The sequence below is a fragment of the Anaeromicrobium sediminis genome (genome assembly GCF_002270055.1).
Taxonomy (GTDB): domain Bacteria; phylum Bacillota; class Clostridia; order Peptostreptococcales; family Thermotaleaceae; genus Anaeromicrobium; species Anaeromicrobium sediminis.
Window position 1 is genome coordinate 357,783 of record NZ_NIBG01000002.1, and the last position, 22,823, is coordinate 380,605.

At 29.3% G+C, this 22,823-nt stretch carries 19 protein-coding genes and 1 pseudogene; 19 read left to right on the forward strand and 1 reads right to left on the reverse strand.

Going from position 1 to position 22,823, the window contains the following annotated elements; translation table 11 throughout:
• Positions 1-148: 148 nt before the first annotated feature.
• From CCE28_RS04560 to CCE28_RS04610, 11 genes and pseudogenes are all read left to right on the forward strand, one after another.
• Positions 149-433, forward strand: a pseudogene (locus CCE28_RS04560) (transposase); the annotation flags it as partial.
• 707 nt (positions 434-1,140) lie between these two features.
• On the forward strand, positions 1,141-2,019 hold the full coding sequence (locus CCE28_RS04565) for a DUF4007 family protein (protein WP_176461659.1): 879 nt from the start codon (positions 1,141-1,143) through the stop codon (positions 2,017-2,019).
• A gap of 440 nt (positions 2,020-2,459) precedes the next feature.
• On the forward strand, positions 2,460-2,921 hold the full coding sequence (locus CCE28_RS04570) for a hypothetical protein (RefSeq protein ID WP_095131397.1): 462 nt from the start codon (positions 2,460-2,462) through the stop codon (positions 2,919-2,921).
• A 333-nt stretch (positions 2,922-3,254) separates the two neighbouring features.
• Positions 3,255-4,613, forward strand: a complete 1,359-nt coding sequence (locus CCE28_RS04575) for a phosphoadenosine phosphosulfate reductase family protein (RefSeq protein ID WP_095131399.1) — start codon at positions 3,255-3,257, stop codon at positions 4,611-4,613.
• 279 nt (positions 4,614-4,892) lie between these two features.
• On the forward strand, positions 4,893-6,062 hold the full coding sequence (locus tag CCE28_RS04580) for an HNH endonuclease signature motif containing protein (RefSeq protein ID WP_095131401.1): 1,170 nt from the start codon (positions 4,893-4,895) through the stop codon (positions 6,060-6,062).
• Between the two features lie 357 nt (positions 6,063-6,419).
• Positions 6,420-7,169, forward strand: coding sequence for an IclR family transcriptional regulator (locus CCE28_RS04585; protein ID WP_242972897.1), 750 nt, complete (start codon positions 6,420-6,422; stop codon positions 7,167-7,169).
• 158 nt (positions 7,170-7,327) lie between these two features.
• Positions 7,328-8,740: a YfcC family protein gene (locus CCE28_RS04590; RefSeq protein WP_095131409.1), complete on the forward strand. Its 1,413-nt coding sequence runs from the start codon at positions 7,328-7,330 to the stop codon at positions 8,738-8,740.
• Between the two features lie 125 nt (positions 8,741-8,865).
• Complete coding sequence (locus CCE28_RS04595) at positions 8,866-10,248, forward strand: N-acyl-D-amino-acid deacylase family protein (RefSeq protein WP_095131411.1); 1,383 nt, start codon at positions 8,866-8,868, stop codon at positions 10,246-10,248.
• Between the two features lies 1 nt (position 10,249).
• Entirely contained in the window at positions 10,250-11,413 is a 1,164-nt protein-coding gene (locus tag CCE28_RS04600; protein ID WP_095131413.1) for a M20 family metallopeptidase, read from the forward strand.
• Positions 11,414-11,909: 496 nt separating this feature from the next.
• On the forward strand, positions 11,910-12,812 hold the full coding sequence (locus CCE28_RS04605; protein ID WP_095131415.1) for an MBL fold metallo-hydrolase: 903 nt from the start codon (positions 11,910-11,912) through the stop codon (positions 12,810-12,812).
• A gap of 63 nt (positions 12,813-12,875) precedes the next feature.
• Entirely contained in the window at positions 12,876-13,139 is a 264-nt protein-coding gene (locus CCE28_RS04610) for a hypothetical protein (RefSeq protein ID WP_095131417.1), read from the forward strand.
• A 254-nt stretch (positions 13,140-13,393) separates the two neighbouring features.
• Here CCE28_RS04610 and CCE28_RS04615 read toward each other — a convergent pair whose 3' ends face one another.
• Positions 13,394-14,095 (reverse strand): DUF421 domain-containing protein, encoded by a 702-nt coding sequence (locus CCE28_RS04615; RefSeq protein ID WP_095131419.1) that lies wholly within the window; start codon positions 14,093-14,095, stop codon positions 13,394-13,396.
• 406 nt (positions 14,096-14,501) lie between these two features.
• Here CCE28_RS04615 and CCE28_RS04620 point away from each other — a divergent pair, with 406 nt between their 5' ends.
• The 8 genes from CCE28_RS04620 to CCE28_RS04655 all read left to right on the forward strand — a co-directional run bounded on the left by CCE28_RS04620 (position 14,502) and on the right by CCE28_RS04655 (position 22,617).
• The gene (locus CCE28_RS04620) at positions 14,502-16,901 is read left to right on the forward strand and encodes a glycoside hydrolase (RefSeq protein WP_095131421.1); all 2,400 of its coding nucleotides are present in this window, start codon (positions 14,502-14,504) and stop codon (positions 16,899-16,901) included.
• Between the two features lie 129 nt (positions 16,902-17,030).
• The gene (locus CCE28_RS04625) at positions 17,031-17,678 is read left to right on the forward strand and encodes a response regulator transcription factor (protein ID WP_095131423.1); all 648 of its coding nucleotides are present in this window, start codon (positions 17,031-17,033) and stop codon (positions 17,676-17,678) included.
• The gene (locus tag CCE28_RS04630) at positions 17,662-19,038 is read left to right on the forward strand and encodes a sensor histidine kinase (RefSeq protein ID WP_095131425.1); all 1,377 of its coding nucleotides are present in this window, start codon (positions 17,662-17,664) and stop codon (positions 19,036-19,038) included. The genes CCE28_RS04625 and CCE28_RS04630 overlap by 17 nt, the downstream gene beginning before the upstream one ends.
• Before the next feature lie 347 nt (positions 19,039-19,385).
• Positions 19,386-19,871 carry a sigma-70 family RNA polymerase sigma factor gene (locus CCE28_RS04635; RefSeq protein ID WP_095131427.1) on the forward strand — a complete coding sequence of 162 codons (486 nt, stop codon included), beginning with the start codon at positions 19,386-19,388 and terminating at the stop codon, positions 19,869-19,871.
• Positions 19,871-20,749, forward strand: coding sequence for a DUF3298 and DUF4163 domain-containing protein (locus CCE28_RS04640; RefSeq protein ID WP_095131429.1), 879 nt, complete (start codon positions 19,871-19,873; stop codon positions 20,747-20,749). Before CCE28_RS04635 ends, CCE28_RS04640 begins: the two co-directional genes overlap by 1 nt.
• 243 nt (positions 20,750-20,992) lie before the next feature.
• Positions 20,993-21,361 (forward strand): hypothetical protein, encoded by a 369-nt coding sequence (locus tag CCE28_RS04645; RefSeq protein WP_095131431.1) that lies wholly within the window; start codon positions 20,993-20,995, stop codon positions 21,359-21,361.
• Between the two features lie 94 nt (positions 21,362-21,455).
• Positions 21,456-21,812: a hypothetical protein gene (locus CCE28_RS04650; RefSeq protein ID WP_207652851.1), complete on the forward strand. Its 357-nt coding sequence runs from the start codon at positions 21,456-21,458 to the stop codon at positions 21,810-21,812.
• Positions 21,813-21,972: 160 nt separating this feature from the next.
• The gene (locus tag CCE28_RS04655) at positions 21,973-22,617 is read left to right on the forward strand and encodes a carboxylesterase family protein (protein WP_095131433.1); all 645 of its coding nucleotides are present in this window, start codon (positions 21,973-21,975) and stop codon (positions 22,615-22,617) included.
• The last annotated feature ends 206 nt before the right edge of the window (positions 22,618-22,823 follow it).

Genomic DNA, 22,823 nt, shown 5'->3' on the forward strand with positions numbered 1-22,823 from the left:
TAGCATTTCTATATTTAGCTATATAGGTATATGAGTTTTTATGATTGTTAGGATTATAATTTTTTGTTACTTACTATATTCCCTAAGTTAATTTTATTTGTTATTCATCGTAATAATAATTGGATAGGTTATACTTAATTAGACAAAACATGAGATACAAATATTACATACAGATAGGGGAAATGAATTTAGAAATAAGGCTATAGATAAACTATTAAGCACCTTTAAAATCCAGCGTTCACTGAGCAAAAATGGGTGTCCTTTTGATAATGCCTTATCAGAAGCTATATTTAAAGTAATAAAAACAGAATTTGTTTTCAATAGAATTTTTCACAGCTTTGAGCAATTGAAATATGAGGTATTTGACTATGTGAATTTGTATAATAAACACAAGTTACATGGGTCATTAGATTACCTAACCCCTGTAGAATAAAGATGTCCGATAAAAAAAGGGCCCTAAAAAGTGTTGATAATCCCATATGCCCTTCTTCTTAGTCAATAATAAGGCGTTGTAAAGCGTCTCGATTCATATCCTTACCACTAACTTGATCTTGATATAGTTCATCATATCCATATCCTTTTAATTGATTCAAATATCTTGACAAATTCTGAGAAGTTTAACTCGTCCTTGCGTAAGCTCTAATAGTCATTTATATTACCCCACCTTAAATATAATTTTGTATGTAATTTATACAACATATTCTGAGACAAGTCTACAGGGATAGTGCTCTAGCTTGATTTATCTAGGCATAGCAAAAGTATCTTTTGGGTGTACTGTATTGAGAAACATTGTTATTGAATTCTAAGAGTCAAATAGTTTTTTGTTCATATCTTTATATTAGAAAATTTTTATAATAATATTCTAATTCGATATAACATATGGAAAAATTACTTAATTATCAAATTGTAGAATCATAATTACTATGAAATTAACTTTATTAACTTCAACGTACAAAGCAGAAAAAACCATAGAATACTTATAATTTTTAACTTTGTATTAAATTTAATTAAAGTAATAATGAATAAATATTTTGAATAGTATTTAGTAATTATAGGCCTGTTTACCACTGAGGTATATCCTTTTTATTAATTAATACCTTTAAAAAGTTAATATTTATGTCAAAGAGGGAAGGGAGTAAAATGAATTTTGGATTGCATCAAACATTTTGTATGAGACAAGACTGGATTTATCAAGGTTTAAGAAATTTTAAAAAAAACAATAAATTATTCTTAGAAAATAATACAACTATTATGGATGAAACAGGATTAGGACCAAATAGTGTTAAATCTATTAAATTTTGGATGGAATCAACAGGCCTGATGAAAGAAGAAAAACATAGAGGAGTTAGTTATCACAAACTTACTGATTTTGGTGATTTAATATGGTCGCACGATAGACTATTAGATGAATATGGAACCCTATGGTTTATGCATTACAAGTTAACGGAAAATAGAGAGTTTGCTACAACATGGTATTGGTTTTTTAATAAATATAAAAAAACAATATTTTCAAAAGATATTTTTATTAAAGATTTGATACGGGATTTAAAGCTAAATGAGAGTAAATATACATTGCCTTTAAGAACATTAGAAGCTGAGTATTATTGCTTAGTTAAAACATATGTATCTGAAAACAACAGAATAAGTGATAACTTTTATTGTTCTTTATCAAAGTTAAATTTATTAAGTTTTATTCAGGGTAGTAGAGGAAGATTGAAGAAAGAAAGTTTAAAAAAAGAGATTTTACATCCTTTGGTTTTTCTAGCTATTCTAATAGAAAAGTATATTGATGGAAGTGAATGTAAATATATTCGTAGAATTGATTTGTCAAATCTGTCATACAATGTTAAAAATATTTTTAATATGGATAACCAAACAATAAACTACTATTTGGAATATCTAAAGGAATCAAATTATATAAACATTAGACAAAAAGAAAGTCGAAAATTAATAGAGTTATCTCATAATATAGATTCTATGGATATTCTTAAAAAGTATTACAATCAAATCAATTTATAGATGTTGGTAAACTTGCAGTTATTATAATGAATCTCTTAAAAAGTTACAAACGATAAAAAAGAAAAAATCTATATAAGGTCTCGTGTCTTTATTTACTTAAATAATAAGGTAGTAGTTTAAATTATAATAGCTAAGAGTAAGGGGGAGTACAAATTGATAATTTAAAACTTTCTCAAGTAATAAAAAAAATTTTTGAAGATAATGATCTTCCAGAAAACTTTTTCAAAGTTCATCCAAAGAATTGCTGGGGACCCGTAGAAATATATACCAACATTTACGAAATAACTTTTTCGTATAGCACTATACGTGGCAATGAAAAGAGCAAAAAAATTATTATTTCTTGTTACTACAAAAACATACGCTCTCATTTTATATATCTCGTTAATTTATATAATTTAATATTCCCTTATAGAAAATATATTAATCCTATAATAAAAGAGGTGAGAAATAAAGGAAGTATAATAACAATTGTTGATGAAAAATTCCTGAATAGATATTTAGAGTTTAGAAGTAGGACGAAAATAAAAAAAGACTCTTTTTTTTCGTTAAAAGAGAAACTGTGTAACTTATTTCAAAATGAGCTGCACTTAAGTAGGGAACTAAATAAGTTAGTAGAAGAACATTATAAAAGTTTTTGGGGTCCATTATTCATTGCAACTGAACTTGCTACATTAGATATATATTACACAACTATGAGAGGGAATAAAAAACAAAGAACTATATATTTTACTTGTTGGACTTGGGAAAAGCTAAGATTTGGTTATTTAGATGATACAATACGTAGAGTAATTGAAAATCATATAAAAAAACTTAATGATAGTACAGAAAATTTTTATAAAAAACATATAGACTTGAAGTGGAATTTAGGTAACTACAATAAAACATTAATAAGTTATATTTAGCAGTGTATAAGGGGGTGACAAACATATTACGTATGTTTTTAATAAATTGCTAAATGTAGACATTCTTAGCAACTTTAATTATAAAATAAGGTATTAGAAAATCAATACACTCACTATATTTAATTATATTAATCCTTTTCATTACAATTTGAAAAAGGTTGGTACAGGGAAGCTAATGTATGCCCATCAACGCTGACCGTTATTTGAATCAAACTATAAAATTATCATTGATTCAAGGGTAGACTACCGTAAAATATTTCACCCAGATTTTTATATCTTAGAAAAATATTCTCCTCAATCAGATGGCAAATAAATTTGATTGAGGTTAATATAGTGGGGAAGAGAAAATTTTCAGGCATAAGGCCTGTTTTTGAACAAGAAATAAAGTATCTTAAAGATAAACTAGGGATAGAAATACCTTCAAATAAATGCTTTATGGAGCGATTGCAAATTAAGGCATTTACAGGCAAAGAGAAAACAAAAATTTTATATAAAATAAAAGTTAATAGAGAAGAGATGAAGTTGGAAGTAAAAGAAAGTTGTAATTATGATGAAAGTAAGCTTTTAAATTGGGATGAAATTATTCAATTATATAGCGATAAACTATTAAATTTAGAGAAAGAAAGCATTAGTCTCATTACAAATAAGTTAAATCAATATTATGAACACCATCCACTAGTACTAACAAGTGGTGGTAAAGATAGTACTGTATTATTGCATCTAGTTCGCAGTGCAAACCCAAATATCAAAGCCATTTGTAATAACACTTCAAATGAGGCTGGAGAACACTATATACATTTGAAAAAAATTCCTAATCTTGAATGGATTCATCCTAAAGTAGCATTTCTAAAGTATTGCGAACAAGAGAATTTTATACCATCAGTATTTGGCAGAAATTGCTGTAGAGTATATAAGCATGAAACAACTATAGAAAAGTTAGAACAGGAGAAGAAGTATTTGTTTTTTATGGGTATGAGAAATGTAGAAGGACAAAAAAGAGCAGAATATATAGATGAACATAACGCAGATTACTATCCTGTAACATGGAAAGGTATATTACCAATACGAAAGTGGAATACACTAGATATATGGTTATATATACTAGATAAAAAATTAGAATTTAGTCAGATATATATAAAAGGCTATAGTCGTTGTGGTTGCTTAATATGTCCTTATCGTACACTTTATGAAGATATCTTAACAAGAGAGTATTTCTTAAAGCGTATAAAAAGATTTGAAAAGATACAAGAAAATAACTTTAAAACCAAAAAACGTTGGATATATTTAAATTGTACTTTACAAGAATTTATAGATTATGGATGGAAAGGCAGAAGAGTGAGGGAAGAACCCACTCAAGAAGTTATAGAAGAGTTTGCAGATTATATGGGAATTAAAGAAGAGATTGCAAAGAAATATTTCAATCAAGTTTGTAACTGTCAAAGAAATAAAGAAAAACAATTATTTTTAAAGGATTTTGAAGTAGCTTTAAATCTTAAGTATTTGGGTAGAAAAACGAATAAGCTTTTATGTATAAACTGCCTAGCTGAATATCTTGCTCAATCAGAAATTGAAGATATTAAAAGAAGAAATAAAAGGCATAAAACAAAAGTAAAAAATGCTATTGGGAATAAGAAAAAAGAACTAGAAAAGAATATAGAACAATTTAAAAGTCAAGGTTGTCAACTATTCTAGCATGAATTTAATTTAGAAGTTTAAATCTTAAAATAAGTACAATTCTAAAATTTATAGATAGAAAATTATCAAAAACCGAGTAATTTATAGGCATATGCCAACAAGTTACTCGGTTTTTGTTTTTGATAATTTGAAAGATTTTATGGATTAATTATTTATCAAATATAAAAATCATTATTTTTACGAATATAAAAGTTAAACGAGAAAAAAATAATAATAAAATGTTCAATATATTTTCAACTAATGAAAAACTTTGAATTACAAAGGAGTAAACACAAAATGAATAGTGAGCTAACATTAGAAAAATATAAAAAAGCAATTTCTAGAAATCAAAATTCATATAAATTTGCTTTAGGGTTAGCACTTATACAAACAATTAATAATAATAGAAGAGTTTACTATGAAGAAATAATAAGAAAGGTAGCAGATATTTATTTTAAGCACCATTTTATATACAAGATTAATGAGTCGAATAACCCCAATCAGGTTCCTATAGTTATAACTATATTAGAAGAATATTTAAAAAATGTATATGGGAACATTAGCAATATAAAAAAGCTGTCTAAAGAAGATTTAAATGCTTTGTCAGTATATTTGATTAACCCTAAAAAAATTACAAATATAATTAATAGCCCATTAGTTGCTACAAAATTAACAACCAATAAAGGTTTTTTCTATTATACATTACCATGCTGGCAAAAGGCAGAGAAAATAAAAGGAAAGAGTTATTATGATTATTCTAATAGTGGTGAGAATGATTTCTTTTTATATGATTCAAATAAAAAAGTATTACTAATAAAGGAAGATTTCATAAATCTAATAAATACTAGAAAAGAATTGCTAACTGATATTACTGTAGGGCAATGGGTTAAATTTACAGAAAAATTCAACTTAATTCCAAGATTATATCAAAAAATTAGTCTTGATAAACCTAATAGAACTACAAGTAAGTTTAATGATATATTTGATAATTTAGCAGTGTTAGAAGGAGATGCATGTATCATTTGTAACAAGAAAATATATAAAGATAAGACTTTAGACCATTTAATTCCTTTTTCATATATTTTTTCTTGTGAATTATGGAATCTAGCAAGAGCACATAGAACATGTAATAGTAGTAAAAATGATAAAATTGGTAGTCAAGAAATGATTGATAAATTGGTAAGAAGAAATATAAGATTATGGAAATTAGAGGACGAAATTCCTAGTAAGTATAAAAACATTTATTTGAATCATTTTAAGAGTAATTTTATATCAATTAATGATATGGTGCAAAAAATTTATAAGGCAGTATTAGAATGTAAAAGCGCAGGATTCGAACAGATGAAAGATAGAGAAAGCAAAAGACAAAAGCATGAAGTGGAAGATATTAATATCATATCAAGTATACCTGATTTTACAGAAGTATTTACTAATGGAAGTTTGGATAATAATAAAATAATTTATTAAACTATTAAACCTTTCATATAGTTTAATTTTAGAAATTGTGGTTTCGATACAATACGCTCCACCTCCGCCAATAAATATAACCGTATTGGATTATCCAATACGGTTTTTTGATGTTTAAAAATATAATTTATTTGGGCTGTATGTCAAATGTTGGGGTGTCAGTATTTATCTAGATACTAGCACCATTATTTTTTGAGTTTAAAGAATATATATTGCCAAGATGAACTGTCCCTACGGATAAAAAACATAGAGAATTCAGAAAAAACGGATATTCTTCACAAGTACTGAATATATCTATAACATAAAAGTTTACACAGTAGACACATGTTCACATAATGAACAAAAAAGGAGAGGAATATGATAAATGATAAAATATCTTCAATTAATAAAGCCATAAATATTCTAAAAAGGTTGGCAGAAGAACCCTTTGAAATGACAGTTTTAAATTTAAGTAATGAACTGCAAATAAATAGAAGTACAGTACATCGGATAATAAATATTTTAAAAGATGAATCCTTAGTTTTACAAAATCCTTATAATAAAAAATATTGTTTAGGACCTACTGCATATCATATTGGAGCTTCATATGTTAATAATTATGACCAAATAAGATATATGATTAATGATATTGCATTAGATATAAATCAATCTGTTGGCTTTGTTAAATTAGAAGGTGAAAAAATTATAAATATTTATGAAGTAGAGACTTATCAACCAATAAGAATGGGATATAGGCAAGGACAATACTATCCAATTCATTGTGGAGCATACGGAAAGTGTACAATGGCTTTTTATGAGCCTAAAGAAAGATTAGAAAAGATAGTGTATTCTACAGAATTAGTAAAAAACACACCAAATACAATTACAGATCCAGAAAAGTTACTTAAGGAGTATGAAAAAATTCGTAAAGATGGGTATGCAATTAGTGATGAAGAAAATGTAATAGGACTTATTGGAATAGGAGCACCAGTGTTTAATTTTAATGGTAAGATTATTGGAACTATAGCATCAGCTCTTATTAAAAGTAGCACTACAAAAGAAGATATTGAAAAGGTTAAAATGACCATGATAAATGGAGCTAAAAGAATTAGCAAATTATTAGTTTAGAGGGGGGATGCTAAAAAAATTTGAGTTATCTAAAAAGGAGGGGATAAAATATTAAAGCCCTAGAACTTATCAGTAAAAAGGTCCTTCAAGTAGAACAGAAATCATTTAAATAATATAGTATTTTTAAGAAAATTAAATATTAATGAGGAGGTTTTTTTATGAGTGGAAAAGCTATGGACAAAAGAAAATTTAAAGTTCCCCATACCTACGTTATTTTATTTTCAGTTATTATTGTGATGGCATTATTAACATATGTGATACCTGCAGGAGAATTTGATAGGGTAAAAGATGAGGCTACAGGAAGAACTGTTGTAGATCCTGTTTCTTTCCATAGTGTAGACCAAAATCCAACTAAATTTTTTGATTTGTTCAAATCAGTACCTAATGGAATGAAAGCCGCTTCAGGTATAGTTTTCTTTATATTTATTGTTGGCGGTTCATTCCAAATAATTACGGGCACTGGCGCTGTGGAAGCGGGAATAGGAAAAATTGCAGTAGGACTTAAAGGTAAGGAAAAGATTATGATTCCAATATTTATAGGATTATTTGCAGTAGGTGGTGGAACATTTGGCATGGCCGAAGAGGTAATAGTCTTTGTTCCTATAGGAATAGCCCTTGCAAGAGCTTTAGGATATGATGCAATAACAGGAACGGCAATGATAACTTTAGGTGCAGCTGTAGGATTTACTTCTGGTTTTATGAATCCATTTACAGTAGGAGTGGCACAGGGAATATCTGAATTACCGTTATTCTCAGGTATAGGCTTTAGACTTGTAATACTAGGAGTCATGTTTATTATAACTACATGGTATGTTATAAGATATGCAAATAAAGTTAAAGGCGACCCTACAAAGAGTATAGTTAGGAGTCTTGAGATAGAAGAGAAAGATAAGGTTATAGATTTATCAAATATACCAAAGATGGAAAAAAGACATCATTTAGTATTATTAACTATTGTAGTTGGATTTGGATTTATAATATATGGAGTATTTGAGTTAGGTTGGTATATAACAGAAATAGGTTCTACATTCTTGGCTATGGGCATAATTGGTGGATTCTTAGGCAAATTAGGACCTAGTAGGATAGCTCAGGAATTTGTTGTAGGAGCTAAATCTATAGTATTTGGAGCATTAGTTGTTGGTATTGCAAGAGGTATATTAGTAGTAATGCAGGATGGTCTAATTATAGATTCGATTATTAATGGTTTAGCCTCAGGAATAAAGACATTACCAAAATCTATTGCGGTTATAGGAATGTATATAGTTCAAATCATAATAAACTTCTTCATACCATCAGGCAGTGGTCAGGCAGCAGCTACTATGCCAATAATGGCACCGTTAGCAGATGTAATAGAAGTAAATAGGCAAGTTGCAGTTACTGCTTATCAATTTGGTGATGGATTTACAAATTCTATAATACCAACATCAGCATCACTTATGGCAGTATTATCAATAGCTAAAATATCTTATGAAAAATGGGTTAAATTTTTATGGCCATTAATGTTAATTTGGATAGGTACAGGAGCCGCATTTTTAATTATTGCAAATGCAACTAATTATGGGCCTTTCTAGTTTATCTATTCTAAGGTAGGTTGAAAATTTTATAATTAAAATAATTAGACAGGGCTTAAGCCCTGTCTAAATTAAAATAAATAGGCTAAAGACTTTAAAGTGATAGATTTAGAGGAGGTGGTATTATGTACGACATAAAAATTATAAATGGAAAAATAATTGATTTTAATACAGAAGATCTTGTATTAAGTAATATAGGTATTAAAGATGGAAAAATTGTATCAATTGGTGATTGTGATGAAGAAGCAAATGTTGTGATAGATGCAAAAGGGAAAATTTTATCACCTGGATTTATTGATATACATATGCATGAGGAAGTTATTGGTCATAGTCCTGATGGTGATTCATATGACATAGCTAATAGAATGCTTCTTATGGGAGTTACTACAGCTGTAGGTGGAAATTGTGGAAACAACAGGCAGAATATAAATGAGTTTTTTGATTTTATAGATTATAACGGCTCTCCATTAAATTACTTGCTTTATGTTGGACATAATTTTCTTCGGAATAAAGTGGGCATAAAAGATAGATATAGAAATGCTTCAGTATCAGAAATAGAAGAAATGAAAAGATTGGTTAATGATGCAATAGAGAAAGGGGCTATAGGAATATCCTTTGGTTTAGAATATAGTCCAGGAGTTACATTTGAAGAGATAATAGAAGTTATTAATGGAGCAAAAGGTAAAAAGATGATTCTATCAGCCCATTATAGAGAAGATGGTGACAAATCCATAGAATCCATAAAAGAAATGATAGAAATATCAAAGAAAACAAAATTTCCTATGCAAATATCACACTTAGGAAGTTGTATTGATAGGGGTATGATGAAAGAATTTTTAAAAGTAATAAAAAAAGCAATTGATGAAGGGGTAGATGTTCAAGCTGATTGTTACCCATATGATGCTTTTAGCACTTTTATAGGTTCAGCAGTATTTGATGAGGGATGTTTTGAAAAATGGAACAAATCATATGATAGTATTTTATTAACTGAAGAGCCTTATAGAGGGAAAGTATGCAATGAAGAGTTATTTCATAAAGTTAGAAAAGAACATCCAAACATGATAGTAGTAGCGTTTGTCATGAATGAGGATGAAGTTATAGAAGCTATTAAAGCTCCATTTGTGTTAGTTGCAAGTGATGGACTTTATACTAAAGGACAAGGTCATCCTAGAGGTGCAGGAACATTTCCTAGAGTATTAGGAAGATATGTGAGAGAAAAAGAAGAACTAAACTTAATAGAGGCTATTAAAAAAATGACATTACTACCAGCTAAAAGACTTGGTCTTAATAATAAAGGAAAAATTGGGATTGGGTTAGACGCTGATTTAGTAATACTAAATCCAGATACAATTATAGACAAAGCTACCTTTGAAAATCCTACAGAACCACCAAGCGGTATAGACTTTGTAATATTAAATGGTAAAATTACAGTTAAAAATAATATAATTATTGAAAATAGAGTAGGTAGAGTCATAAGAAGACAAGAACTTTCAAAATGGGGGAATTAACATGATAAATAGAGTAGATAATGTATTGGATGATATAAAAAAAGAATTAATAAACTTAAGTGATTTTATATTAGAAAATCCTGAACTAGGTTATGAAGAAGTGAAATCATGCAATGCTCATGTTCAATTATTAAAAAAGTATGGATTTAAAGTTGAAGAGGAGTATATGAATATAAAAACTGCATTTAAAGGTACTTTTAATAGTGGGAAAGAAGGACCTACTATAGCTTATTTAGCAGAATATGATGCATTGCCTGGTATAGGCCATGGATGTGGCCATAATATTTTAGGGGCTACTAGTACAGGAGCAGGAATAGTACTTAGTAAGCTAATAAATGACCTAGGTGGTAAAGTTATAGTCTATGGAACTCCAGCTGAGGAAACTAGTGGAGCAAAAGTACATATGGTCAATAATGGTTCCTTTGATGATGTAGATATAGCAATGATGGCACATCCTGGAGATAAGCACTACAAAAGTGGGAAATCATTAGCTATGGAAGCAATACAATTTACCTTTAGAGGAAAATCAGCTCATGCTGCAGCTTGTCCAGAACAAGGAATAAATGCACTAGATGGAGTCATAAATACATTTAATAATATAAATGGATTAAGAGAGCATGTAAAATCTGATTCTAGGATACATGGAGTTGTAATTGAAGGAGGAAAAGCTGCTAATATAGTACCAGATTTAGCAATAGCCCAGTTTTATGTAAGAGCAACATCTAAAAAGTATCTAAAGGAACTTGTTGAAAAAGTTAAAAATTGTGCTAGAGGAGCATCCCTTGCAGCAGGGACACAATTAGATATATCTAATTATGAAGTATCATATGATAATTTAGTGACTAATAAAATACTTTCAAATATGTATACTAAAAAGCTTAATGAAGTTGGAGTAGAAAATGTATATGACCCTAGAGAAAGTTATGGCTCGTTAGATGCAGGGAATGTAAGTCAAGTATGCCCAACAATTCATCCATATTTTAGTATAAGTGATGAAAATATTGTAGCTCATACTAAGGAATTTGCAGAAGCTACAAATAAACCTAAAGCATATGAAGGAATGCTAAAAACTATAAAAGCACTAGTTCTAACTGCAGTAGAGATTATAAGTGATGATAAATTATTAAATGAGATTAAAGAAGAGTTTATAAACACTGAAAAATAGATATGTTGTAGGGTGTAAGTTAGGGACAGTTAATCGTGGTAAATGAATAGTGAAGATATCCTATTAAAAGTTAAATAAATGAGATGCTATAAACAGCTATCTCATTTTATTTTTTTGTAAATAAGACATGTTAGGGAGAAGATGAACGGTCCTTTCCTTCACAAGATTTTGTAGTAGGAAATTTAAACAAAGAATAAAAAATAGTTATAATCATAAAAGTATAGTAATATATAAATGATACACTTGAAATGTTATAATATGGAAGAATGGATTTTTGAAGGAATAATAGTAGAGCAATTATTAAGATAATTTAAAAATATGACCCAGAGTTATGATAAGGATGAGGCATATGGATGAAGAAACGTTATGTAATAGTTATAGGATTAATATGCATGATGCTGAACATTTAGCAGTATGATCTATCTATTTGTATATGGATTATATTCATTTGTTTCATTAATAATTTAATAAAAAATTGAAAATTCGGAGGAAATATATGGACATAAAACAAGTGAAGGGAAATACATTTTGTATTGATACTGGAATGACATACATCCCTTTTTATAAGATTAATGATAAAGAAATTATTATGTTGGATTCAGGGTGGGCAGAAGGAGAGCGAGAAGGAATAGATGAGCTTTTGGAAAAAAACAACTTTAAGGTAGTTGGTATAGTATGCAGTCATGCCCATATAGACCACATAGGAAATACTGCATATTTTAAGAAAAAATATAATTGTATTGTTGCTATGTCAGCCTATGAGGCTCTTATTTGCAGCTCGACTGTCAATCTAAAGGTTTATTATAATAGACAGACATTATCTGATGTAACAGATCATTTTGGACATATGGTTTGCAAAACAGATATTATGATTTTGGATAACCAAGATAGTATAGATGTGTGCCATGTTAAATTTAAAATTCTTCATACACCTGGACATAGTCCTGGGCATATATGCATTATCACTCCCGATGATGTTGCTTATGTAGGAGATGCCCTCATAAGCTATGGAGTCATGAAAGGGGCAAAAATGCCCTACGCATTTATACTTAAAGAAGATTTGAAAAGCAAAAAAAAGCTTTATGACTTAAGATGTAGCAAGTATGTAGTGGCACACAAGGGCATATATAATGATATTACAAAACTGATAACTGATAATATAGATTTCTATAAGAATAGAGCGGCAAGGGTATATGATGTGATAGATGGGACTATGACAATGGAAGATATTATGAAGGCTGTTATTAAAAATTGGAATATCAGTGTAAAAAGCATATATAAATATGCCATAATGGAAAAAATGTTAAGGTCCTATGTTGAATATTTAAATGAAACAAGAATGATAGAGTTAATTATGGAGGACGGATTTCTTAAATATACAAAGGGTAGTCCCAACTAGTGGATAAAATTAAAATAATAAGTAAATTAAAAGATATATAGCTTTAGTGAAAGGGGAATCTTTATGTATGAGGAGAAGTTTTTGAATCGGTGGAGTAAGATAAGAAAATATGGAATAGTTATGTATATGTTACTAATTGGCCTTTGTGGAGGTACTGGAGGATTTGTATTTACTGGAGGTACTCAGTTTTTTACAACAGGATATATAGGAACAGGTATATGGGGTGCTACTATAGGAGGATTCATTGGAGGCACTATAGGTGCATATATAGATTGGAAGAAAAAAGAAAGAAAATATGAGGATTTAATAAATCAGAGCAAATTATAGCATATGACCTATATACTACTTAAAAACTGTGATTGAAACATGAAAAAGAGTTTAAAGGGTGAATAGAACTAAAGGGGATTATGTTGTGTGTAAAATTTAATTAATATTAAAGAAGTGAGCTTAAATAATAGGCTCATTTTGTTTTTATAACATATGTTGAAATGGGAAGGCTAGAATAAATAAGAAATATAAGAGTATTTGTTGCTTATTCTGGCCTGATCTCTTTTACATAATCAATGATTAACTAATGAGGTCTAAATATGGTCCCATTCAAAATTATAGGGTGAAATATAGATATTCTTTTTCTTATCCATTGAAGCAAAGAAAATTTCTTTATAATCATTAAATCCTTCTTTCTGAATTAATTCTAGGGTCTCTTCTTTGCTTATACCAATAACTCCTAAATTTCTATCTTGTAATTTACCCTCGAGAATAATTGTATAACTAAGATTAACATCTTCCATGCTATGGGTTATATCTTCATTAGATAAGGTCTGAACAGAATTCTTACGTAATATAGAAATTTCTCCATTTGGTTCTAAAATAGCATATCTCACTTCACTTATATTAAAAATGTCCTTTTGCCTTAAAAGCATTAGAACTTCATCTATAGTGTATTTAACACTTTTTATATTCTTATAAATCATTTTTCCATCTTGAACTAAAATTATGGGAGGGAAGGTGGTTAATCTTCTAAAGGTAATTGATTTTAAGTGCATTATGTTTAGAAACTTTTGAAGTAAGTAGGTCATGACAATGGCAAAAGTGATATGAAAATGATGAACTTTTGGCTCTGCAATATCAGCCCCAGTAATGGCACCTATAACAATAATAGTGAGAAAATCAAATACTGGTAGTTGGTCAAGGGTACGTCTTCCAGAGATAATGAGTGTTGATATTAATAAAATAAGCATAATAGTTACAACTCTAAATGCGATTGTAAAATATATAGTCATTTTTAAATACTCCTCTTTTTAGTATTATTTACTATTTTATGAATCTTATTTTTTGTAAGTATTCTAAAAAATAATCCTAATTATACAATCTATTAAGTTTTTAGTGTTTTTTAATTAGAGAAGTAATAAAAAGGAATGAACATAAAGAATAGTAGGAGAGAGCTATTTAAGGGAAAAATTGAAGGAATTTCACAAATTTTGTATAGAGATATAGTAATATATACAATCTGGGAAAGTTAATTCTGGCCTATGAATAAGAATTTGAGTTTTACAAAGAATACCCTCCTAATAAAAGATAGTAGGGTATTTTTTTATTTATTATATTAGTTAGTACTATTTGTAACATTCATGTAACCTAGGACGGTTATACTGTTTTCAATAGATTATTCAATATGGAGGATTAGAGATGAAATATAAAAATTTAATTAGTTGCATCCTTATACTTACACTCCTAACAGGATGCGGTTCTACAGCAATAAGTAATAACAAAGATGTTCATGGGCAAAAGGATAAAAATATATTAAGAGTAGATAAGAGAAAAGAGGAGGCAACTAAGGTACTCGTAGAAGAAAATAAAATTTATTTAAGCAATAGTAGGATGTCAATTTGCATGGATGCAAAAAACTTAGAAGTTATTAATATTGATAATAATGAGAATAAGGTTAGTTTATCGGACCCAGTGGGCAACTATAACGTGAGCCAAATAAAAACTACTGAAGAAGGGGTTAAATTTCAAATCATAGATGAGGCTGTAGAAGTAAATGTTTCGCTAAAGGATAACAGACTAAACATCCATTTCTCTACAGGAAAAGAAATGAGCTTCACATGGCCAAGAGTACAATCAACAAAAGGCTTTGACTCATATATTATGCCACACTATGAAGGCAAGTATATACCGAAAAAGGATAAAATATTTAGAACGTTTTTCACCCAGCATGAGAGTTGGGATACACTGGAGTTCTTGTCTATGCCATTTGTAGGTATCAAGAATGAATTAAACACGTATACCTATATTATGGAAAATGGTTACAACAATGAAATTGTCTTTACAGATGATAATGAGAATCTAGGATTTAGTATTAATCATGAATTCACTAGTAATCACCATATAAAAGAGTTTTCATACGAAATTGTTGTTGATGAGAATGATTATATAAAGCCTGCAAAAGTATATAGAGAATACTTAATGGAAACAGATCAATTCGTATCCTTGGAGGAGAAAGGTAAGAAAGCTAAAGACTTAGATAAGCTTTATGGAGGGGTGCAGATTTATCTGTGGAGTAGTGGTGTTCTTGATACAAGGGATATTGGAAGATGGTTAGGTTTTGTAAAAGAAATTAATAATAGTAAGAATAGTATGTCTATATCAAAGCGATTATGGGAGTTGCTTCCAGAGGAATCGGAGACAAAGAATCTCATTTTTCAGTATAGCAATGATGGTTATGTAGATCAATATGGTAGGAAAACAATAATCAGAGATATTAATGGTATTTTAAAAAGAAAAGATTTCTATGAAGAATCAGTGTTTAAGAGCCAAGGAAAGAGTAAGGAGGTGGAGAGCCTTCTTAATAAAGGACTAATAAATTTAAGTGATACTGAGATTTATGAGTTGAATCTGCGTCTCTTCTATGAAGGGTTTGAAGAATATTTTCATGTTAAATTTGAAGATGTAGGTAATGGATTTTCAACAAAAATGCTAAATAAGCTGCAAGAATTGGGAATCAAAAAAGCATGGCTTAGTGGGGATAATATGGCTCAAAACTGGATGTTAAATGAGTCAGTAGCTAAGAAAGCAATTGATGCTGGTTACTTAATCGGTGCATATGATTCTTATCATAGTATGCATAAGCCAGGAATTGAAAAGTGGGATACTGCTAAATTTGATAAAAATCTGTGGGAAACAGGAGGGATAATGAGAAAAAATGGGAGCTATTTTGATGGATTCAAGCGTATAGGAAGAAAAGTCAGTCCACTAGCGGCCATGCCATATGTAAAAAATAGAATGGGAAAAATTATGGATAGTATAACAGTTAATTCTTGGTTCGTTGATTGTGACGCTGCAGGAGAATTATACGAAGATTATAATCCACTGCACCCTGCAAGCAAAGAAGATGATGCAAATGCAAGAAAAGAAAGACTTCAGTGGATGATTGATGAATATGGTTTGGTTGTGGGGTCAGAAGGAGGAAATTCTTATTTATCAGATACAATTCATTTCGCCCAAGGAATGATGGCACCTGTTATAGCATGGGGAGATGCAGATATGAGAAAGAATCGTGACTCAGAGTTTTATCTAGGAAACTATTGGCCAATGGAAGGACCACAGGTTTTTGTTAAGCAAGTACCATTGAAAGAGAAGTATGGTTACATTTATTATAAGCCTGAATTTAGATTACCCCTTTATCAAACAGTGTACCATGATTCAGTTATTACAACATCACATTGGGGAAGTGGAAGTTTGAAGTTTTCCAATCAGATTATTACCAATGCACTTACAGAACTGCTATATAATGTGCAACCATTATATAATCTGAATTTAGAAGAGCTTGAAAAACACGGAGAATTCATTTCAAAATACTATAGTGTATTTTCAAAGATCCATGAAATAACTGCTACTGAGCCATTAAGTGAATTTGAAATATTAACTGAAGATCGATTAGTACAGAAAACAAAGTTTGGTGATAAAGTAGAAGTAATAGCTAATTATAAATCAGAAGGCTTTGTACATGAAGGGCGTAAAATCCCTGGGGAAAGTGTGGAGATTTATATTATGAAAGACGAGACTAGACAGATTTATACACCATAATGAAATGAATAAATAGCCATGAACAACTATAAAATACACATGAAGGCATACTGCTATATTGCCTTCGTGTGTACTTGTATTGTATAATGCTATGTAAAAATAGTTAAGTTAGAAATGAGGAACACAATAATGAAGATATTAATTGCTGAGGATAATAGAGAATTATGCAGAGTATTAAAATCATATTTCATGAAAGAAGGATATACTGTTTTTACTGCATTTAATGGCAAGGAAGCATTAGATATCTTTTATAGTGAAGAGATAGACATAGTAATTTTGGACTGGATGATGCCAGTTTTAAATGGTATATCAGTATGTAAGGAAATTAAGTCTAATAGTGATGTGAAGGTGTTGATTTTGACAGCTAAAAGTCAGGCTGATGATGAATTGACAGCCCTTAATATAGGTGCAGATGAGTATGTGAGGAAACCATTTGATCCAAGAGTTCTTATTGCAAGAGTAAATAAACTACTTTCTACGAATGGCTGGTTAACAGTTAAAGATGTTAAATTGAATATGAAGAAGGGAAAAATATTTAGAGATGGTGAAGATATTAATGCTACAAATATGGAATTAAAGTTGTTACACATACTCCTCAGTAACAAGGGGTACATTGTATCGAGAGAACAATTATTAGATAAGGTATGGGGATATGACTATGAAGGAAGTCATAGAACATTAGATACACATATTAGAAGACTTAGGGAGAAAATTGGCAATGGGATTATTATTACTCATAGGGGAATGGGGTATAGCATAAATGCTGAGAAACAATAGATTAAGCTATAGACTTTTTATTATTGTATCACTTGTTATGAGCACTGTTTTTATATGTTCCTATTTAATCAATAATTATTTAGTAGAACGTTATTTAATTTATAAAAACCACTCTACTTTAAATAAAGTTTATGATGAAATTAAAGAATTAGACTTCAATAAATTGTCAGAAGAAAATGATAGTATGGAGAAGAAGTACGATGTGACCATTATATGGTTTGATTATCATGAAGACGAGAGCTATTTTAATGAAGAGGTTCGCTATCGATTAAATAAGGAAAAATTAACATTAAATCGGATCTGGTTAATTGAAAATACCATAAAGAAGCTAGGCAAGGGACAGAAAATTGATAGACTGTATGACCAAGGCGTATTAAAATCTAGAATACTAGTCAGGTTCTTCTTAAAAGAAGGAAAGGTAATTGTTATAGGAAAAACTATTCCTGATTCAAAAGATATTATACATGTGTTTAATGAAATAAATCTATTTGTTTGGAGTGGGACACTTATTATTTTAATCGCTTTCATATGGTGGTATATGAAAAGAGTTACAAAACCTATAGAGATGATTAAAGATAAATCTCAAGAGATAGCAAATCTAAAATTTTCCCATATAGAAGTAAAGACTGGTGATGAACTAGAGGAATTGGCAAATAGTATTAACACAATGAGTAACAATTTGGCTAACACATTAAAAGAATTAGACATGAAAAATGAACATTTAGAGAATTTGATTTCTGATATTTCTCATGAAATGAAAACTCCTTTGTCTTTGATTAACATTTATGCTCATGGGATGCAGGATGATTTAGATGATGGAACTTATGTTGAAGGTATTATTAGAGAGACAAACAAATTAGCTGACTTGATTAGTGAATTACTTAACTTATCAAAGCTGGAGCAAGAGAAACTATCTTATAGCCACTTTTATATGGAGGAAATAATCTCTAAAATTCTGGAGGAGTTTAAAGTTTTTACTAAGGAAAAAGGAGTATCTATAGAGGTTTATAATAGACAAGCGTGTGAAGTTTATGCAGATAAAGATAAGATTGAAACTGTCATGAGAAATGTTATTTTTAATGCTATAAAGTATACAACTAATAAAAAAGTGACAATTCTATTAGGGGAAAAAGATGATAGAATAGATATTCAAGTTTCAAATGGAGTGAATGAGGAATTTAAAGAGGAAGAACTAAGAAATATATTCAATCCTTTTTATGTTATGGATTCATCAAGAAATAAAGAGATTAGTGGAAATGGTCTTGGACTTGCTATAGTAAAATCCATTTTAGATAAACATAATGGACAATACCAAGTATACATTGAGGACAAAAAGTTTATTTTTCACATGCTTCTGTAATTAATAACTAGAAAATATAAACTTAGGTATAAATTTAAGATATGTTTTTCAAAGTGCAAAGAACAATTTAAATAAAAGCTTTTTGTTGTGTTTAAAATTTAATTAGTATTGAAGAAGTGAGCTTAAAAATAAGCTCATTTTGTTTTGCGTTGAAAAGATATATTGGAGAATAAGATGAACTGTACCAAATACTAGTATAAGGAAAGATGAAAACTATATATTTTTCATGAAATTTTTCTATATAGGGAAATTTAAAAATAACTTTATAAAAAACTCAATAAAATAATATTTTTTGAAACCTTTTGCATCTAAACTCTATCTAATAAGTGTAAGGGGGAAATTGAATAATGACAAACCAGCTGGAAGAAGAATTTATTAAAATGGTAAAAGAGAATAAAGAAGATTTTTACAAAGTGGCTTATAGCTATGTTAAAAATGAGCAACAAGCTTTAGATATAATAGGAGAAGCCACATACAAAGGCCTTAACTCTCTAAGTAAAATAAGAGAGAGAAAATATATGAAAACATGGTTCTATAGAATAATTATAAATGAAAGTATTGCCTCAAATAGAAAAAATAAAAACATAGTTTATGATACTAATATTTTAGAAAACATGACAGAAGATGAGATAGATAAGGATGAAATACTAGATCTTTACAATGCCATAGATGAGTTATCGGATAAATACAAAACTGTCATAATCCTAAAATATATGAAGCAAATGAAGACAAAAGAGATAGCTAATATGTTAAATATGAATATTAATACGGTAAAAGTTCAAGTTAAAAGAGGAGTTGATAAATTAAGATCAATTATGGGAGGTAAAGCGTAATGGATAAAAAGTTAAATGAACTTAATAAAATATATGAAAACATCCAGATACCTAAGAACTTGGATGACGTGATAGATAAAGCAATAAAAAGAAAAAAGGATAATAAGGTGATAAAAATGAAAAGATTTGATAAGAAAATATATAAAAGAGTAGGAACAATGGCTGCTTCCCTAGTAATAGTATTTGGTTTAACTGTAAATTCAAGTGCAGTTTTAGCACAAGAAATATACAAAATTCCTGTCATAGGAAATTTAGCTAAGATGGTTACCTTTAGAGAATATAATATAGATAATGAAACTTCTAAGGGAAATGTAAAAATACCAACAGTAAGTGATGTGGAAAACAAAGAAATCGAAAATCAAATAAATGAAACTATACAGAAAAAAGTAGATGAAATTGTAAAAGAACAGGCTATCTTAGATAAGGAATATAAGGAAGCTTACTTAGCAACAGGTGGAAAAGAAGAAGAATATAGAAAAGTAGAGATGACAGTAGATTACAAACTACACTATTCATCAGAGAATATAATATCTTTTGAAATATCAAAATATCAAACTTTAGCTCCTGCATATAATGAAGTTTATTTTTATAACACTGATTTAGAAACTGGAAAAGATATAACTATTAAAGACGTTTTAGGCGATAACTATGCTAAGATGATAAAAGAAAAAGTAGAAAAGCAAATGATAGATAGGGTAAAAGAGAATCCTGATTTAAAATATGATCTAGATTACTTTAAGGATATGGAAATTAAAGAGGATAGAAAGTTTTATGTACAAGAAAATGGAGAAATAGTAATATTCTTTGATAAGTATGAAGTAGCCTCTGGAGTTATGGGACCACAAAATTTCGTAGTAGGAAATTTAGAAAAAGAATAATAACATTGATATAGAAAAAATACTCTCGTGACATACGAGAGTATTTTTTTATTAATAATTTCATAAGTAGTATATAGTTTTTAATATATTGAGATTAAATGAATTTAGTTAAATTTATGATTGGGGTTACAACAACATGGCTTTTAATAAAAAATAAGAGGGTTATGTTTAAAATAATAGAATTTTTATTAAAAGACGAAAAGATAATATAGTTGACATTATAATAGGGGGGAATGGAAAGGTATGTATTCTAACAGAAGGCGTTCTCATGTTCATTTTATTCATCAATACAAGATGGATACTGATGAATATACGGGCACTAGAGTTGTCATATTTAGAAAAGCGTCAGGAAAAAAGGAGATTAAGGATATAGGTGATTTTAAAATACATAAATATAAAAATCCAAAGACTAAGAAGAATAAGGTATCTGGATGGTCAATAAAAACATGTGAACTAGAGGGAATAGTGAAAAAGGAAATGACAAACACAAGTATAGATGAAAAATATAAAATGTGTCATGTACTGTACGAATCTGCCGAAATGGAATTAGATGATTACTTAGAGGAAGTAATGGAGTTGGAATTATTAAATACAGATATAGTGGGAAAATAAATATAGTGGTATATACTATTATAGAAACTAAAACAATAAGATTAAGATAATTTTAAAATATGACATAGATTTATGATAGGCAGGAGAGGTATGCATGAAGAAAAGTTATGTAATAGCTATAGTATTAATGTGCATGATATTAATGGCAGGATGTTTCCCAAAAATGTTTACAGAAAAGGGAGATGCGAAATTCGGTGATCAACATTTTAAAACTGCTATTGCTCTTATAGAATTACATAAAGTTAGAAATAGTAATTATCCAGATGAGTTAAGGGATTTGGAATATCTAGGCGATTGGGATAAGATGATATTCAACACTGTTGAATATCATAAACTTGAAGAGGGGTATGAACTAAATCTAAAAGAAGGATGGATAGGGATGCCTGAAAGTTTAGAGTATCCAGAAGAATTTTGGAAAGGTCTTGGGTTAAAAAAATCAAACATGAAGTAGATATTAAATTAGGTTGTGGACAGTAGATAAATTGAAACATTTATTATACCTCTATCATATGGGAATTATATTAGAGAAGATAAATAGTATAAAGGGCTAGGCTTTTATAGTTTTGGGACATGTAATATAGAGAATGAGAGATTTTACAAAGGGGAATGTTATGAGCCAATATAAAAAAGTATATAGAGAGAATGATAATTTAAATTACTTATTATATTTACCTAAAGATTATAGTGATAACAAAGAATGGCCGCTTATTTTGTTTTTGCATGGAATGGGTGAGCGAGGGGATAATTTGAATCTAGTGAAAAAAGAGGGATTACCTAGGTTGCTAGAAACTAATAAGGAATTTCCTTTTGTCGTTGTGGCACCTCAATGTCCTGATGAATCTTATTGGACTAAGCATGTGGATGATTTATACCAATTGATAAACACTATAAAAAAAGAACACTCAATTGCTGAAAGCCACGTTTATCTTACAGGCATAAGTATGGGTGGATTTGGAACATGGTCATTGGGAACAAAATATCCTGAGGAGTTTGCTGCGATTGCACCAATTTGTGGTGGACTGGAAGATAGAGAAATAGTTAAAAATCTTAAGAACACTCCCGTGTGGGTCTTCCATGGAGCTAAAGATCCAATAATTCCAATTGAATCATCTCAAATTCTTGTGGATACGTTAAAAGAATGTGGAGGGGATGTGCAATTCACCATATATCCAGATCTAGAGCATGATTCTTGGACAGTAACATATGATAATCCTGAGCTATATAGCTGGTTTCTAAAGCATAAACTTAGAAAATAACTAGAGAGATAGATAGGGTTACTAAAAAGAATTAAAAAAGTATGTCGAAAAATGTTGACAAGGTATTCTGGATGTGATAGTATATATCTTGTCGCCAAGACAGTCAATAAATTTTCTCGAAAAAATGTTTGACAGTCTTCGATATAAATGCTAAGATAGTTAAGTTGTCAAAACGACGGCGAAACAAATTGAACTTTGAAAACTAA

Excerpts from the sequence above, each read along its gene's own strand:
- CCE28_RS04615 (WP_095131419.1), bottom strand. The coding sequence starts at position 14,095 with ATGACTATATATTTTACAATCGCATTTAGAGTTGTAACTATTATGCTT.
- CCE28_RS04620 (WP_095131421.1), top strand. The coding sequence starts at position 14,502 with ATGAAATATAAAAATTTAATTAGTTGCATCCTTATACTTACACTCCTA.
- CCE28_RS04565 (WP_176461659.1), top strand. The coding sequence starts at position 1,141 with ATGAATTTTGGATTGCATCAAACATTTTGTATGAGACAAGACTGGATT.
- CCE28_RS04610 (WP_095131417.1), top strand. The coding sequence starts at position 12,876 with ATGTATGAGGAGAAGTTTTTGAATCGGTGGAGTAAGATAAGAAAATAT.
- CCE28_RS04655 (WP_095131433.1), top strand. The coding sequence starts at position 21,973 with ATGAGCCAATATAAAAAAGTATATAGAGAGAATGATAATTTAAATTAC.
- CCE28_RS04590 (WP_095131409.1), top strand. The coding sequence starts at position 7,328 with ATGAGTGGAAAAGCTATGGACAAAAGAAAATTTAAAGTTCCCCATACC.
- CCE28_RS04630 (WP_095131425.1), top strand. The coding sequence starts at position 17,662 with ATGCTGAGAAACAATAGATTAAGCTATAGACTTTTTATTATTGTATCA.
- CCE28_RS04585 (WP_242972897.1), top strand. The coding sequence starts at position 6,420 with ATGATAAATGATAAAATATCTTCAATTAATAAAGCCATAAATATTCTA.
- CCE28_RS04650 (WP_207652851.1), top strand. The coding sequence starts at position 21,456 with ATGAAGAAAAGTTATGTAATAGCTATAGTATTAATGTGCATGATATTA.
- CCE28_RS04600 (WP_095131413.1), top strand. The coding sequence starts at position 10,250 with ATGATAAATAGAGTAGATAATGTATTGGATGATATAAAAAAAGAATTA.
- CCE28_RS04645 (WP_095131431.1), top strand. The coding sequence starts at position 20,993 with ATGTATTCTAACAGAAGGCGTTCTCATGTTCATTTTATTCATCAATAC.
- CCE28_RS04635 (WP_095131427.1), top strand. The coding sequence starts at position 19,386 with ATGACAAACCAGCTGGAAGAAGAATTTATTAAAATGGTAAAAGAGAAT.
- CCE28_RS04640 (WP_095131429.1), top strand. The coding sequence starts at position 19,871 with ATGGATAAAAAGTTAAATGAACTTAATAAAATATATGAAAACATCCAG.
- CCE28_RS04605 (WP_095131415.1), top strand. The coding sequence starts at position 11,910 with ATGGACATAAAACAAGTGAAGGGAAATACATTTTGTATTGATACTGGA.
- CCE28_RS04595 (WP_095131411.1), top strand. The coding sequence starts at position 8,866 with ATGTACGACATAAAAATTATAAATGGAAAAATAATTGATTTTAATACA.
- CCE28_RS04580 (WP_095131401.1), top strand. The coding sequence starts at position 4,893 with ATGAATAGTGAGCTAACATTAGAAAAATATAAAAAAGCAATTTCTAGA.
- CCE28_RS04625 (WP_095131423.1), top strand. The coding sequence starts at position 17,031 with ATGAAGATATTAATTGCTGAGGATAATAGAGAATTATGCAGAGTATTA.